Origin of the sequence: Janthinobacterium paucivorans, assembly GCF_051380805.1 — a bacterium.
Lineage (GTDB): Bacteria > Pseudomonadota > Gammaproteobacteria > Burkholderiales > Burkholderiaceae_D > Janthinobacterium > Janthinobacterium lividum_D.
Window position 1 is genome coordinate 47,678 of sequence record NZ_JBNYXR010000011.1, and the last position, 15,910, is coordinate 63,587.

Genomic DNA, 15,910 nt, shown 5'->3' on the forward strand with positions numbered 1-15,910 from the left:
ATGACTCGACTGCCAGGAGTATGCATGCCCGCCTTCCAGTTCCGCACCGTGCCGCATCTGATCGTTGCGCCAGGCGCCGCCACCCAACTGGGCGCGCACGTCGCCCATCACTTCCCCACCGTGCGCCGCGCGCTGCTCGTCACCGACGCTGGTTTTCTAGGTACGGGACTTGCAGATGATCCGCTGCATAGCTTGCGAACGGCAGGCATTGAGGTGCATGTCTTTTCCGATGTGCAAGCGGATCCGTCGGAAGCGGTCGTGCTTGCAGGCGTGAGCCGAGCCCAAATGTTTCACGTGGAACTCATCATCGGTCTCGGTGGCGGCAGCTCGCTGGACGTGGCCAAACTGGTCGCCGTGCTGGCAGCAGGACACCAGGATCTGGCGCAACTGTATGGCATCGGCAATGTCCACAGCCAACGCCTGCCCCTGGTGCAATTACCCACTACGGCAGGCACAGGTTCCGAAGTGACGCAGATTGCCATCGTCACCACAGGCGCCAGCAGCAAGATGGGCATAGTCGCGCCGCAACTATATGCAGACTTGGCCATCCTCGATGCCAAGCTGACCCTGAGCTTGCCGCCCGCCGTGACAGCCGCCACCGGCATCGACGCCATGGTGCATGCGATCGAGGCGTACACCAGCCGCCTGCTGAAAAATCCCTTGTCCGACATGCTGGCTATCGAAGCCTTGTCGCTATTGTCCGGTAATCTGCTCACGGCCTGCCGCGATGGCAGCAACTTGCCGGCGCGCGAAGCCATGCTGCTAGGCGCCATGCTGGCCGGCCAGGCGTTTGCCAATGCGCCCGTGGCCGCCGTGCATGCGCTTGCCTATCCCATTGGCAGCCTGTTCCACGTGCCACACGGCCTGTCGAATGCGCTGGTGCTGCCACACGTGCTGCGCTTCAATCTGTCCCACGCAGCGCCCCTGTATGCGCAACTGGCGAGCGTCGTGCAACCGGGCATCACGGGCAGCGAGAAAGCACGGGCCGAGGCCTTGATCGACGCCATGCAGGACATTAGCGCTGCCACCGGCATCGCGCGCACGCTGCGCGAAGTGGGCGTCATGACCAGCGACCTGGACCGACTCGCCGATGACGCCATGCTGCAGACGCGATTGCTGGGCAACAATGCGCGCGTTGTCACACGCAAGGATGCCCGCGCCATCTATGCGGCAGCGCTATGAGACTCAGTTGGGTACATCCACCACCGTGCCCGTCACGCTGATCGCATTACCCGCCAATGGCGTTGCCGCTATCGCTGGCACGTTGACATTCGTGATCAAGGTCGACGCGTCAGCGCGTGTCACCGCGCGCACCACCTGCGAGGGCGGCAACGCTTGCTTGACAGACAAATGCGCAAACATCGCGTCGAGTGCCCGGTTCAGGTACACATGCAAGGGCACGATCAGGGTCGGCAAGGCGCTGCTGAAGGAATCGAAGTGGTTGGCGTTAGTCACCTCCACATAGCGCAGTTTGCTGTTGCTCCCTTCCACGGCCGCGTTCAGGCCAAGATAGGCGCGCGAGGCTTGATTGACGGGAATCAGGGTATCGCTGCGGCCATGCACGATGATGGCTGGCTTGCCATGCAATTTTCCGCTGGCAGCTACTTCGGCCATGCCTGCCCGCACGCGCGCGCTTTGCCCTTCCAAGGTGCCCTGCAAGTTGGCGCCGCTGACGGCATCCTTGCCTATCGCCAAGCTGCGCAGGCACAGAAAGCCATCGAGCGACTGGTCCGCAATGTTGCTTGAGGGCGACACGCCAGCCGTGTAGCCCTTGGCGCCGCCCACGCTGTTCTCGTAGACGACACTGCCGGGTATACCGTTTTGCGCCGCAAAACTGGCCGCCCTTTGCGCCGAGGTAAAAAGAATCGGATTAGCGCTGCCATCGGTCTGTGCAAACGTGAAACCGCATACCTTGTCGGTCACGGAAAATTTTCCATAAGCATAGGCGTACGTCACGGCCACCAGGATATTCGTGCCCGCATGCGCGGCCTGCAGCGGATCGGAATCGACCAGCCAGCCATACGCGCGCAAGCGTTGCTTCGCATCCGCTTGCTGCGCCGCCAGGTCGGCGCCGTTCAACAGCCCCTTGGCAAGCAGCGCCGTGCAGCGTCCCGCATTACTGGCGACGGAAGCCACGCAAGGCTGATACAAGGCTGCATAGGTAGCGTAGTCGAACAACGCGCGGCCCGGATTGGCAAGCTGCACTCCGCCTTGCCGCACGCTGTAAGCACTAGACGCCGCCGGCTGAATCTGCGGCTCACTGGCGACGACGCCGCTGATCAAGTCCTGCGTATCGTGTTCCGCCGCCAGCAGGGCCGAGCCGGCACCGTTGGAAATGCTCGATGCTATCGTGATGGTGTTCTTCGGCGTCAACCGCACGATGCGCGAACTGCCGTCGCGCGCCAGTACGCCATAACGTTGGTTCAAGACATAATACGCCATCTCGACCGCCTGCAAGGTCACCTTGCCCCAATCCTTCTCCGGGTTTTGCTGCGAGTGCGCATGCTTGAAGGCGATACGGTTCGGATAGGCGCTAGACCAGGCCAGCCGGTCGGCATCGCTCAAGTCGGGCACGAAGAGTGCATTCTTGCCGGCAGCCACCCTGCCCGCGCGCGCGCCGTTCTGCAAATTGACGCTGTCGTCTTCAAACACATACAGCCCTGTGCCGGAACCTTTGTCCGCATACGCCACGGCGCAGCCCTTCTTCAAACCCCACTCGCCCGAACTGCCGATGGCGCCATAGATGCCGCGCGAGCCGCTCGACGTGCCCGTGACGATGCAGGCACGCTCGGGATCGAAGCTGGCCGGTACCTGCACCATCAAGCTGACATTCTTCTTGCCCGTGCCATCGTCGGCGTAGGCGATGTATTCACTGCCGGCTACCAGGCCCTCGCCCGCGCCCACGTTCCCGGACGCATCGACGTTCGGGCCATACAGGGTGCCATAGCCGCTGTTGGCGGCAATATCGAGCACGGCGCGATAATTGGCGTAGATGGCATTGCGGCGCAGTTCGAGCGGCGTCGGCTGCTCCGCATTCGCATACGCGGGCGTGGCGCCCGCCAGCCCCGTCTTGCCCAGACCTGCCGTGAGTAAATCGTTCGTCTTGCCGTCGTAATCAGCGCGCGTGATCATGCCCAGGTAGCTGGGCAATTGATTCAGTTCTTCCGCTGCATGGTTGCTGCCGCAGCCTGCCAAGGCCAGCATGGCGCACAAACTCATGCCAGTGCCCGCCCGCGTGATCGTGATCATCGTTTGCATGGAGCTTCTCTCCGTTCTAGTAACAGTGGGTGCCGAATGAAAAACGCCGGACTATCGGTCCGGCGTTGCTTGAAAATCAGACAGCGGCTTTGGCAGCCCTGCCGCCGAAGCGCGCAATGGCTTCGCCGACGATGCCGCGCCGGAACAGCAAGACGCAAATGACAAAGATCACGCCAGTGACCATACCCACCGACTCGCCCAGAGTGCCAAACCACTCGATACCCGTGTGCGTGGCCAGATACGTGCCAACATCGCCCAACTTGTTTTCCAGCGCGATGATCAATACTGCGCCAAGGATGGGACCGGACAGCGTGCCCATGCCACCGACCAAGGTCATCAACACGACCAGGCCGGACATGCCCCAGTAGACATCGGTAAGGGTTTCAAAGCCCAGCACCAGCGTCTTGGTGGCGCCGGCCAGTGCCGCCAGCGAGGCCGACAGCACGATGGCCATCAGCTTGTACTTGTTGACGTCGTAACCGAGCGAGATGGCGCGCGGTTCATTTTCCTTGATGGCCTTGAGTACTTGGCCGAACGGCGAGTGGATGGTGCGCACGATCAGGGCGAAGCCGGCGATGAAGATGGCCAGCACCACGTAGTACAGCACCGTGTCATTAGCCAGGTCTATCATGCCCAACAAGGTTCCACGTGGAACACCCTGCAAGCCATCCTCGCCACCGGTGAACGGCAGGCGCAAGGCAAGGAAGTACACCATCTGCGCCAGCGCCAAGGTGATCATCGTAAAGTAAATGCCTTGACGGCGGATCGCCAGGCCGCCGATCACCAGGCCTAGCAAGGCCCCCGTGGCAACGCCGGCCAGCAAGCCCAGTTCCGTTGGCCAACCCCAGGTGCGCAGCGCGTAGCCGGTCACATAGCCGGCACCGCCAAAGAAGGCGGCATGACCGAACGACAGCAGGCCGGTATAGCCGATCAGCAAGTTAAAGGCGCAGGCAAACAGGGCAAAGCACAATAACTTCATCAGGAAGACGGGATAACCGTAAAACGGCGCCGCCAACGCCAGCAGCAAGGCAATGGCGTAGCCTACATTCTTATTCATCGTGGTAGCTCCAATACATGACTGATGAGGATTACTTTTCTTTGCCGAACAGGCCGGCGGGACGCAGCAGGAGCACGATGACCATCACCACGAACACCACGGTGGCCGAGCCTTCCGGGTAGAACACGCGAGTCAGGCCCTCGATCACACCCAAGCCCAGGCCCGTCAAGATGGAGCCCATGATGGAACCCATGCCGCCGATCACCACCACGGCAAACACGACGATGATCAGGTTCGAGCCCATCAGCGGCGACACCTGAATGATGGGCGCCGCCAGCACGCCGGCGAAACCGGCCAGTGCCACGCCAAAGCCATACGTCAGCGTCACCATCAGCGGCACATTGATGCCGAACGCTTCCACCAATTTCGGGTTTTCCGTGCCGGCCCGCAGGTAGGCCCCCAATTTGGTTTTTTCAATGACGAACCAGGTGGCTAGGCACACGGAGAGCGAAGCGATCACCACCCAGGCGCGGTAGTTCGGCAATATCATGAAACCCAGATCGGTTGCGCCAGCGAGCGCTTCAGGCACGGCGTACGGCTGGCCCGAAACGCCATAGAAGGAGCGAAACACGCCTTCCATGATCAGGGTGATGCCAAAAGTCAGCAGCAAGCCATACAGGTGGTCGAGCTTATACAGCCAGCGCAGCATGGTTTTTTCGATCACGATGCCGACCAGGCCGACCAGGATCGGGGCAATGACCAGCATAGCCCAGTAATTGATGTCGAAGTAACTGAGGCCCATCCAGGCCAGAAAGGCGCCCATCATGTACATGGCGCCATGCGAGAAATTAATGACATTAAGCAAGCCGAAGATGACGGCCAGACCGAGGGACAACATGGCATAAAACGAGCCGTTGACAAGACCCAGCAGCAGCTGGCTCATCATCGCTTGTAATGGAACGCCGAAAATTTCCATGGCATCACAGTATAAAAAGCACCGCCACAGGACGGTGTCATATCAAGGGAAACACGCCACCGCAGACCAGGCTGGCGCGGCGGCGCAAGGCGAACCCTGCGCGCAAAGAGCGTACAGGACAGAGCGCCCGCACAGTGGCGGGCAAGCTGTAGATATTGCTACAGCCTTACTTCCACAGGGAACACTTCGATTCGGCCTTGGTCACAAACGCTTGCGCACCAGGCACGGTGGCGATCACCTTGTAGTAATCCCACGGGTATTTCGACTCGGATGGCTTCTTCACTTCCATCAGATACATATCGTGCACCATGCGGCCATCGGGGCGCACTTCGCCATTGTGGGTAAACATATCGTTGATTTTGGTCTTTTTCAGGTGGGCCATGACCTTTTCGGTGTCGTCCGTGCCCAGCGCCTTGACGGCATTGAGGTAGTTCGCCGCAGCCGAATAGTCGGCCGCCTGCAGCATCGACGGTTCCTTCTTCATCTTTGCGAAATAACGTTTCGACCAGGCGCGCGTTTCCGCATTCAAGTCCCAGTACCAGCCGTCCGTCAAGTACATGCCTTGCGTCAGGTTCAAGCCCAGCGAATGGATGTCATTGATGAAGATCAGCAAGCCGGCCAGCTTCATCGTTTTCGTCAAGCCAAACTCATTGGCCGCCTTGATGCTGTTGATGGCATCGCCGCCCGCATTGGCCAGGCCCAGAATCTGTGGCTTGGCAGCCTGCGCCTGCAACAGGAACGAGGAGAAATCCGAGGCGCCCAACGGATGCTTGACGCTACCGAGTACCTTGCCGCCAGCCGCCTTGACGACCTCGGCCGTGTCTTTTTCCAGCGAGTGGCCAAACGCGTAATCGGCCGTCATGAAATACCAGCTCTTGCCGCCCTGCTTGACGATAGTGCCGCCCGTCCCGCGCGCCAGCGCTACCGTGTCGTAGGCGTAATGCACGGTGTAAGGCGTGCATTCTTCATTCGTCAGGCGCGAGGAACCGGCGCCGATGGCGATGAAGATTTTTTTCTTTTCCGCCGCAACCTTGGCCATGGCCAGGCTGGCACCGGAGTTGGTACCGCCGATCAGCATGTCGACGCCTTGCTGGTCAAACCACTCGCGCGCCTTCGAGGCGGCGATGTCGGCCTTGTTTTGATGGTCGGCAGAGATGAATTCCACCTTTTTTCCGGCCAATACCACGCCGGCATCGGCGATCGCCATCTTGATGGCTTCGGCGCCACCGAGGCCGTCGACGTCGGAATACACGCCGGACATGTCGGAAATGAAGCCGATCTTGATGGTGTCACCCGATACCTGGGCGTGCGCGGCGCTGGACAAGCCCAGTGCCGACAAGGTACACAGAGTGGCGGTGGCAATGGCGATAGCGTTACGTTTCATAGTGTCTCCGTTGGGATTATTGTTGGCTATTTAAACGATTGCTCGATGACGATACGGAACTACATGGGCATTACACGCCAAGCAGCTCGGTCAATACCGGCATCTTGGCTTCCAGTTCGGATGCAGCAAAAGTCTCGACGATCTGACCGTGCTCCATCACATAAAACCGGTCCGCCAGCGGTGCGGCAAACCGGAAATTCTGTTCCACCATGACAATGGTGTAACCTTTCGCTTTCAGGGTGGTGATCATGCGCGCCAGCCCTTGCACGATGACAGGTGCCAAGCCTTCGGATATTTCATCGAGCAGCAGCAGGCGCGCACCGGTGCGCAAGATACGCGCCACGGCCAGCATCTGTTGTTCCCCGCCCGACAGGCGCGTGCCCTGGCTGTGGCGGCGCTCCTGCAAATTTGGGAACATGGCATAGATTTCCTCGACCGACATGCCCTTCTCGCCGCTAGCCAGAGTCGGCGGCAACATCAGGTTTTCCTCGGTCGACAGCGATGAAAAAATACCGCGCTCTTCGGGACAATAGCCGATGCCCAGGTGGGCGATTTTGTGCGTGGCCAAACCTATTGCTTCAACACCATTGACTTTGATGGAGCCCGTGCGTGCGCCCGTCAAGCCCATGATGGCGCGCAAGGTGGTTGTCCGTCCGGCGCCATTGCGGCCCAGCAAAGTCACCACTTCGCCCTGCCCTACTTTCAGATTCACGTCGTGCAAGATGTGCGATTCACCGTACCAGGTGTGCAGTTGTGTAATTTCCAGCGCCGGCGTGCCTGTCTTCGATTGCGTCGTCATCAATGCGCCCCTTCCAGCTCGGCGTGGGTGGTGCCCATGTACGCTTCCATCACCTGTGGATTACGCGACACTTCCGCATAACTGCCTTCGGCCAGCATGGCGCCGCGCTGCAGGACAGAAATCTTGTCGCAAATGCCGGAGACCACGCTCATATTGTGTTCCACCATCAGGATGGTGCGCCCAGCCGACACCTTTTTGATCAGTTCCGTCACACGATGCACGTCTTCATGACCCATGCCCTGCGTCGGCTCGTCGAGCAACATCATTTCCGGCGCCATTGCCAAGGTGGTGGCAATTTCCAGCGCCCGCTTGCGGCCATACGGCATATCGACCGTGATGGTGTCGGCAAACTCCGTCAGATCGACTTCGGCCAGCAAGGCCATGGCACGGTCGTTGAGCTGGCTCAGGGAACGTTCGCTTTTCCAGAAATGGAAGGAAGTGCCCAGCTGGCGCTGCAAGCCGATGCGCACATTTTGCAGCACGGACAAATGCGGGAAAACGGCGGAAATCTGGAAGGAACGAATCACGCCCATGCGGGCGATTTGCGCCGGTTTGGCAGCCGTGATGTCTTTCCCATTGAACAGGATCTGTCCGGAAGTGGGGATCAGGAATTTGGTGAGCAAGTTGAAGCACGTGGTCTTGCCGGCGCCGTTGGGACCGATCAAGGCATGGATATGACCGCGCTCTACCTGCAGGTTCACCTCGCTCACTGCGGTGAATCCCTTGAATTGCTTGGTTAAATTTCTTGTTTCCAAGATGACGTTTGACATCATGTCTCCTAGTTGTACTTTTTGTACTATTTAGTCATTTTTATAATACACAACTTAAATTTAACGCACAATACAGTATAACTACGGGGAATTTTCGCCAGCCCGAATGGCGCAAAGCCATGCTGGCACGTGCTCATTTCCAGGCCGCATGTATCATTTGCGCTGCTTTTTCCGCGATCATCACGGTCGGTGAGTTGGTATTACCAGAAGTAATGTACGGCATGATGGAAGCATCGACGACGCGTAAACCTGCCACGCCGAGCACGCGCAATTGGCTGTCGACGACGCTCGATGCATCGCTGGCAAGGCCCATGCGGCAAGTGCCCACCGGGTGAAAGATGGTGGTGCCGATCTGGCTGGCCGCCTGCGCCAGTTCTTCCTCGCTCTGGAATTGCAAGCCAGGCTTGTATTCCTGCGGCGCAAATTTTTTCAAGGCGGGCGCGGCGGCAATGGCCCGCGTCAGGCGCAAGGCGTCGGCCGCCACGCTAAGATCGTGCTGCGTACTGAGGTAATTTGGCACGATGTTTGGCGCTGCATAACTGTCGGCACTGGCGATTTGCACATGGCCGCGCGAGGTGGGGCGCAAATTGCATACGCTGGCCGTAAACGCGGGAAACGTGTGCAGCGGCTCGCCGAATTTGTCGAGCGACAAGGGCTGCACATGGTATTGCAGATTCGGCGTGGCTTGCTGCGGATCGGACTTGGCAAACGCACCCAGTTGCGACGGCGCCATCGACATGGGCCCGCTCTGAAACAAGGCATATTGCAAACCAATCTGCATCTTGCCCAGCAAATTGCCCGCCATTACGTTCAAAGTTTTCACGCCCTGCACTTTAAATACCATGCGCAGCTGCAGATGGTCTTGCAAATTGCCGCCCACGCCAGCGATATCGAGCACGGGAACAATGCCATGCTGCTGCAGCAAGGCGGCCGGGCCAATACCGGACAATTGCAACAATTGGGGTGAGCCGATGGCGCCCGCCGTGAGCAAGGTTTCCCGCTTGGCCGTCGCCTGCCACTGCGTGCCACCGCCGGTAAACACGATACCCGTGCAGCGCGCTCCCGTTGGCGTCGTTTCCAGCAGCAGACGTTCTACGTGACAACCCGTCATGATGGTCAGATTCGCACGGCGGGCGGCCGGTTTTAAAAATGCTTTCGACGTATTCCAGCGGATGCCGCGGCGCTGGTTGACGTCGAAATACGCGCTGCCGCTGTTGTCGCCGCCATTGAAATCACTGGTTTTTGGAATGCCAACCTGCTGCGCCGCGTCGCGAAAAGCGTTCAAAATATCCCACGATAGCCGCTGTTTTTCCACCCGCCACTCGCCGCCCACGCCATGGTTTTCCGAGGCCCCGCCGTAGTGATCCTCGCTTTGTTTGAATAGCGGCAAGACTTTGTCCCAGCGCCAGGATGCATCGTCCGTCAAGTTGGCCCAGTGGTCGTAATCATTGGCCTGTCCGCGCATATAAATCATGCCATTGATGGAAGAACAACCGCCCAGCACTTTGCCGCGCGGATACATCAAGCTGCGCCCACCGAGTCCCGCCTCTGCCTGCGTGGCATACAACCAGTCTGTGCGGGGATTGCCGATGCAATGCAGATAGCCTACAGGGATGTGTATCCATACATAATCGTCCTTGCCACCCGCTTCCACGAGTAAAACGTTGGCGTCCTTGTCGCGTGTGAGCCGGTTGGCCAGCACGCAGCCTGCCGTACCGCCGCCCACAATGATGTAGTCGTATTCGCCTGCTGATTCCAATGAAGCTCCTTTTGGTATGCCATCAAGCTGTCGCGCGGCGTGTCTCCCCACCGCGTTCCTTTACCAGAGTCTGTCTTTCTTCATGCGTGCATAGCTGTTGCGCCACATTAAGATTACCACCAGTGCTGCACCAGGGCGACATTAATCGCCGCCAGCGACAAGAGCAAACGCGACAGCGAGCAAAAAAACAGGGCAAAACGGCGGTCGCAGGCTGTGGATAAGCGTATGGATATCCACAGGGACGATATGTGCGTAAACGAAAAATTTTTTCGGCGGCGTTTTTTTGTTCAGAAACCATCCCACGCAGATACACCGCTTACTCAGCGCTTATCCGCACGCCAAGCACTTGTTTACAAGGATAAATCAAGACTTATCCACAGAAAATGTCAGCGTTAACTACTATTACTATTCTTGTATACGTACTTGTTAGAGTAAACCCGACGACACGCACTTTGCTTGCCGTTCACCGTCAACGGCATCAGCCAACCTGTCTTCAAGAAAATGCGGGCAAGCTGCTCATGCTGTCAAAAAAAACAGCCAACAACTGAGCGACGAAAACCAGCGCAACCGGCATCACGCACACAGCACTGCAAAACCGTTATGCAAAATGTCAACGTCAACATGCCTGAACAGGCACAGTCCCAGCACGCGGTTCGATGTAGAAAAAAGAGAGGATTTGCATCGACTGTGGATAAGTCACTTGATATCCACAGGATGACTTGTGAGTAAACACGAAGTTATGCGCAGGCCGGCATTTTATACAATTTTGCTCCTCGCGTGATACAACGATTATGCACGTTTTATTTTTCGCGTAAACAGTTGATCCTGTTGAAAAAAAACGACTTATCCACAGAAAAAACTGCGTTTACTATTACTACTATTTTTATATATAGATTTATTGTAAACCAATGAAAAAAGCGGAAGTCCACGGATATTTCCAAAAAACATGCATAAAACGTCAAAGCCAACGACGACATCACGACCCACTACCAAACCGTCTGCCAAGAATCCACTCGATGCCGGCATTCGCGAAGGAACGACATTCGTGGTCGCTCAAGTCTGATTGCCAAACAAGCGTCAGAGCATGTGAAACAGGTCAAACATGCCACTACGGCAAAAAAAAACCTGATTTTCGCTAGGCACTGTGGATAAGTGTCTGCATATCCACAGGACGAGATGTGGGAAAAGTCGTTCTTTGTCCACAGCTCAATTTTTATCCCAAACAAGTCCTACGTAGATACAATGCTTGTGCGCCTACTTTTTTGTGCGCTAAGTCGATGATTCTTCAACGGTATACCGACTTATCCACAAAAAAATGAGCGTTTACTATCACTACTATTTTTATGTATACATCTTTATTTAAAACACAGAGACAAACGCAAACGGTGGAAAAGTCGTCCAAACAGGTGTTTTCACCATAAAAACAGTCTTGCAATCCAAAAAACCTGTAAAGACAGCATGAATTCAAGCAAAAAAATGCGTTTAGGCATCATTAGTGCCTTACACGAAGAACAGCAGGGGCTGGTAGAAGCCATGCAAGGCCCCCAGAAGCGTTCGCACGGCATGCGTGACTTCACCCTAGGCACCCTCTGGAATATCGACGCTGTGTGCGTCCTGTCGCGTCTGGGCAAGGTTGCCGCTGCCATGACAGCGTCTATCCTTGTGGAAAAGTACGCAGTTACCCACATCGTCTTCACCGGCGTCGCCGGCAGCGCCGATCCACACGTCAACGTCGGCGATATCGTGGTGGCAGAAGCGCTGCTGCAGCACGATATGGACGCGCGGCCTTTGTTTCCCCGCTTCGAAGTGCCGCTAACGGGCTTGCAACGCTTCGCCACGGATCTTGAGTTGAGTACGCAACTGGCCGGTGCGGCAAAAGATTTTTTGCGCGATGAACTTGCCAAAGTAATACAGGCGTCGGAAAGGCAAGAGTTTGCGTTACAGCACGCGCAAGTCCACCGCGGCTTGATCGCCAGCGGCGACCAGTTCATCAGCAGCGCCATGCACGTGAAACAGCTGAAAGCGGATATTCCCGATTTGCTGGCCGTCGAAATGGAAGGCGCCGCCGTGGCACAAGTGTGTTTTGAACTGGGCGTGCCGTTTACGGTCATGCGTACCATTTCCGATAACGCTAACGAAGAGGCGGCCGTCGACTTCATGCGTTTTGTGCAAACGGTCGCCTCGCCGTATGCGTTTGCCGTGATTCAAAGACTGTGTCAGCGCCTGGCGGGCTAACTCCTGGGCGCAGTGTAAAAAAAAGGCAGAACCAATGGTTCTGCCCTCTTTTGTTAGCTGCCTGCTTAAATTTTAGACGCTGAGCATCATCAAACTCGCATTGCCGCCGGCTGCCGTCGTATTCACGCACAGCGCCCGCTCAGCGACCAGGCGCCACAGAGGGATGACACCCTCCTGGGTAGTGGCGATGGTGCCCACCAGAGCCCCTTCCAGGGACGCCAGCAGCGGTTTAAGCTGGCCAGCGAGGCTAGGCTCGATCATGGCAATCTGGAAATCATGCTTGATCGATGCCAGACTGCTGATGACCTGAATACGGTCCTTCAGCGCCGCAGGTAAATCGCCAGGGATCAGATCCGGCGATTGCGCCAGCACCAAAGCCTGGTTACCGGTGGCCAGTACGGCTGCCAATTGGTTCATCAGGGTGCCGGAGGTGGCCGCCGCGCACAAAATCGTGCCCCGTGCGGCAAAGCTCAGGGTATTGCGTTCACCGGTCGGGCCTGGCAAGACGATGGTGCTGCCCAGCAAAGTGGTACGTGCATAGTCTTGCGCCAACTGCTCGACTTGGTCGTGACCATGCATCTTTGCCCATACGGTCAGCGCATCCAATGCCGGCGGCGCCTGGCGCTGGTGCTGTGCGCCGGTCGGTGCATTGTGTTGCAGACGTTTCAGATACAGCGGGCCGCCCGCCTTCGGGCCCGTGCCCGATTTGCCTTCGCCACCGAACGGTTGCACGCCGACGACGGCGCCGACGATGTTGCGGTTGACATAAATATTGCCCACATGCGCGCGCTTGGTGATGAAAGCGATGGTTTCATCGATGCGCGTATGGATGCCCAGGGTCAAGCCGTAACCGCTGTCGTTAATCGATTGCACCAGTTGCGGCAGTTCGGAGCGTTTATAGCGGATCACGTGCAGCACGGGGCCAAAGACTTCTTGCGTCAATTGCGCCAGCGACTTAATTTCCAGCACGGTCGGGGCGACGAACGTGCCTTTCACGGTAGGCAAATCGAGCGAAAAATGGTTGATGGCGACGCTTTTCATCTTGTTGATGTGCGCCAGCAGATTGCTTTGCGCTTCTGCATCGATGACAGGACCGATATCGGTCGCCAGTCGGTCAGGATTACCTACGCGCAATTCCTGCATGGCACCCTTGAGCATATGGATAGTCTTGTCGGCGATTTCTGACTGCAGGAACAGCACGCGCAAGGCCGAGCAGCGCTGGCCGGCGCTGTCAAAGGCCGACGACATGACGTCTTGCACCACTTGTTCCGGCAAGGCAGACGAATCGACGATCAAGGCGTTCTGGCCACCGGTTTCGGCGATCAAAGGAATGTCGATGCCTTCGGCCACGGCACGCGCAGCCAAGTTGCGGTTGATCAATTGCGCTACTTCTGTCGAGCCCGTAAAAATCACGCCTTTGACGCGCGCGTCATTGCACAGGCCGGCGCCTACGATTTCGCCACTGCCAGGCAGTAATTGCAGTGCACCGCGCGGCACGCCTGCCGCATGCAACAGTTGCACGGCGCGGTAGGCGATCAATGGCGTTTGCTCGGCCGGCTTGGCCAGCACCACGTTGCCTGCTGCCAGGGCGGCAGCCAGCTGGCCCGTAAAAATGGCCAGCGGGAAGTTCCACGGACTGATGCAGGTGACGGGACCGAGTGCCACGGTGTTCGGCGCATTTTCTACCTGCGCTGCGTAGTAGCGCAGGAAGTCGACGGCTTCGCGGATTTCCGCGATCGCGTTCGGCAAGGATTTACCCGCTTCGCGTACGGCCAGGGCCATCAGCTCGATGTGGTGCTCTTCAAACAGGTCGGCCGCGCGTAGTAACGCTTGTGCGCGGACCGATGGTTCTGTCGTTTGCCAGTCCATGGCGTAAGCGCTGGCGCTGGCCAGCGCCGTTTCTACGTCGGCCGGACCGGCTTGCATGACTTTGCCCACGACATCGTCGTGTTGGGCCGGATTATGCAGCAGCTGTGTAGGGCTATTGAGGCTGACGGCGCCATCGATCAACGGCGCTGCCTGCCATTGCTGCTGTTGCGCCAGGCCGGTGGCCAGCGTGCGCAAGGTGTCTTCATTCGACAGGTCCAGGCCGGCCGAGTTCCTGCGTTCGCTGCCAAACATGTCCAGCGGCAAGGGGATCGATGGATGTGGCAAGCCGCCCTGCAGACGTGCCTGCTCCAGAGGATCGCGGATCAGGCTATCGATGGCCACGCTTTCGTCGACGATCTGGTTGACGAACGAGGAGTTGGCGCCGTTTTCCAGCAAACGGCGCACCAGGTAGGCCAGCAGGGTTTCATGCGAACCGACGGGCGCGTAAATGCGGCACGGCTTGTCCAGGTTATCGGGACCGACGACTTGGTCATACAGGGTTTCTCCCATGCCATGCAGGCATTGGAATTCGTAGTCGGTAATACCGTCGCGCTGTGCCCAGGTGTAGATGGTCGACAAGGTTTGCGCGTTATGTGTGGCAAATTGTGGATAGATCAGGCTGCTGGCGTCGAGTAATTTTTGTGCGCACACAAGGTAAGAGACGTCCGTGTAGACCTTGCGCGTGTAGACGGGATAGCCGTCCTGGCCATCGACTTGCGCGCGTTTGACTTCCGCATCCCAATACGCGCCCTTGACCAGGCGTACCATGAACTTGCGGCCGCTGCGGTGCGCCAGGTCGATCAGAAAATCGATGGCGTAGGGGCAGCGTTTTTGATACGCCTGCACCACATAACCGATGCCTTCGAAGCCGGCCAGGTCTGCATCGAAGGCAAGTGCTTGCATCAGGTCCAGCGACAGCTCCAGACGATCCGTTTCTTCCGCATCAATATTGAAGCCGATGTTGTACTGTTTGGCCAGCAACAGCAGCGCTTTGACTTTTGGCAATAATTCTTCCATGACGCGGGCCCGCTGGGCGCGGCTGTAGCGCGCGTGCAGTGCCGACAGTTTTACGGAAATGCCAGGGCCGTTGCGGATGCCGCGACCGTTCGACGCCTTGCCGATCGCGTGGATTGCGGTTTCGTACGAGGCGTAATAGTTGGCGGCATCCTGTTGCGTCAGGGCCGCTTCGCCCAGCATGTCGTACGAGTAGCGGTAGCCGCGGGTTTCATTCTCGCGGCTGTTTTTCAAAGCTTCTTCGATCGTCTGGCCCGTGACGAACTGGTTGCCCAGCATGCGCATGGCCAAGTCGACACCTTTGCGTATCAGCGGTTCGCCGCCTTTGGCGATGAGCTTGCTCATGGCCGAGCCGAGGCCCGATTCGCTGCTGGTACTGACTAGTTTGCCCGTGATCAGCAAGCCCCAGGTGGCGGCATTTACGAACAGCGACGGCGATTCGCCCAGATGTTTGCGCCAGTCGCCCTTGCTGATTTTGTCGGCGATCAAACGGTCGGCCGTTTGACTGTCGGGTATACGCAACAGCGCTTCAGCCAGACACATCAATGCAACCCCCTCTTCAGACGACAGCGAGAACTCGTGCATCAGCGCATCGACGCCGGATGCGCGTGTGCGTTTGTGGCGCACGTTCGAGACCAGGCGGTGCGCCAGGGCTTGTCCCTCGGCCGTCGTTTCGGTGCTGCTGGGGCGCACTTGTTGCAACAGCCACTGCACGGCGGAAACCTCATCGCGCCTATAGGCGGCGGTGATGGCGGCGCGTTGTAGGGTCGCTTCGGGCAGGATTTCTGCCTGGAACGCAGCAAAAGGAATCGGGGTAAAAGCCGAGGGGCCTGCAGGGTGCATAAGTGC

10 protein-coding genes are annotated in these 15,910 nt (G+C 58.0%); 2 read left to right on the plus strand and 8 right to left on the minus strand.

Annotated features, from left to right (window positions below; all coding sequences use genetic code 11):
* Nucleotides 1-24 precede the first annotated feature (24 nt).
* Nucleotides 25-1,182, plus strand: coding sequence for an iron-containing alcohol dehydrogenase (locus ACQ4V8_RS14460; RefSeq protein ID WP_010393809.1), 1,158 nt, complete (start codon nucleotides 25-27; stop codon nucleotides 1,180-1,182).
* 3 nt (nucleotides 1,183-1,185) lie between these two features.
* Here ACQ4V8_RS14460 and ACQ4V8_RS14465 read toward each other — a convergent pair whose 3' ends face one another.
* From ACQ4V8_RS14465 to ACQ4V8_RS14495, 7 genes are all read right to left on the minus strand, one after another.
* The gene (locus ACQ4V8_RS14465) at nucleotides 1,186-3,258 is read right to left on the minus strand and encodes a 3-hydroxybutyrate oligomer hydrolase family protein (protein WP_436571715.1); all 2,073 of its coding nucleotides are present in this window, start codon (nucleotides 3,256-3,258) and stop codon (nucleotides 1,186-1,188) included.
* A gap of 76 nt (nucleotides 3,259-3,334) precedes the next feature.
* The gene (locus tag ACQ4V8_RS14470) at nucleotides 3,335-4,315 is read right to left on the minus strand and encodes a branched-chain amino acid ABC transporter permease (protein ID WP_010393813.1); all 981 of its coding nucleotides are present in this window, start codon (nucleotides 4,313-4,315) and stop codon (nucleotides 3,335-3,337) included.
* A 31-nt stretch (nucleotides 4,316-4,346) separates the two neighbouring features.
* A complete protein-coding gene (locus ACQ4V8_RS14475) occupies nucleotides 4,347-5,231 on the minus strand; it encodes a branched-chain amino acid ABC transporter permease (RefSeq protein ID WP_010393815.1) in 885 nt (294 codons plus the stop codon).
* A gap of 166 nt (nucleotides 5,232-5,397) precedes the next feature.
* Nucleotides 5,398-6,615, minus strand: a complete 1,218-nt coding sequence (locus ACQ4V8_RS14480) for an ABC transporter substrate-binding protein (RefSeq protein WP_436571716.1) — start codon at nucleotides 6,613-6,615, stop codon at nucleotides 5,398-5,400.
* 70 nt (nucleotides 6,616-6,685) lie between these two features.
* Nucleotides 6,686-7,414, minus strand: a complete 729-nt coding sequence (locus ACQ4V8_RS14485) for an ABC transporter ATP-binding protein (protein ID WP_436571717.1) — start codon at nucleotides 7,412-7,414, stop codon at nucleotides 6,686-6,688.
* Nucleotides 7,414-8,184 carry an ABC transporter ATP-binding protein gene (locus ACQ4V8_RS14490; protein WP_436571745.1) on the minus strand — a complete coding sequence of 257 codons (771 nt, stop codon included), beginning with the start codon at nucleotides 8,182-8,184 and terminating at the stop codon, nucleotides 7,414-7,416. The genes ACQ4V8_RS14485 and ACQ4V8_RS14490 overlap by 1 nt, the downstream gene beginning before the upstream one ends.
* A gap of 133 nt (nucleotides 8,185-8,317) precedes the next feature.
* Entirely contained in the window at nucleotides 8,318-9,943 is a 1,626-nt protein-coding gene (locus tag ACQ4V8_RS14495; protein ID WP_010393822.1) for a GMC family oxidoreductase, read from the minus strand.
* A 1,476-nt stretch (nucleotides 9,944-11,419) separates the two neighbouring features.
* Between ACQ4V8_RS14495 and ACQ4V8_RS14500 the strand changes: the two genes are divergently transcribed.
* Complete coding sequence (locus ACQ4V8_RS14500; RefSeq protein ID WP_208760707.1) at nucleotides 11,420-12,178, plus strand: 5'-methylthioadenosine/adenosylhomocysteine nucleosidase; 759 nt, start codon at nucleotides 11,420-11,422, stop codon at nucleotides 12,176-12,178.
* A 72-nt stretch (nucleotides 12,179-12,250) separates the two neighbouring features.
* Here ACQ4V8_RS14500 and putA read toward each other — a convergent pair whose 3' ends face one another.
* On the minus strand, nucleotides 12,251-15,904 hold the full coding sequence (putA, locus tag ACQ4V8_RS14505) for a trifunctional transcriptional regulator/proline dehydrogenase/L-glutamate gamma-semialdehyde dehydrogenase (protein ID WP_436571718.1): 3,654 nt from the start codon (nucleotides 15,902-15,904) through the stop codon (nucleotides 12,251-12,253).
* Nucleotides 15,905-15,910: the final 6 nt, after the last annotated feature.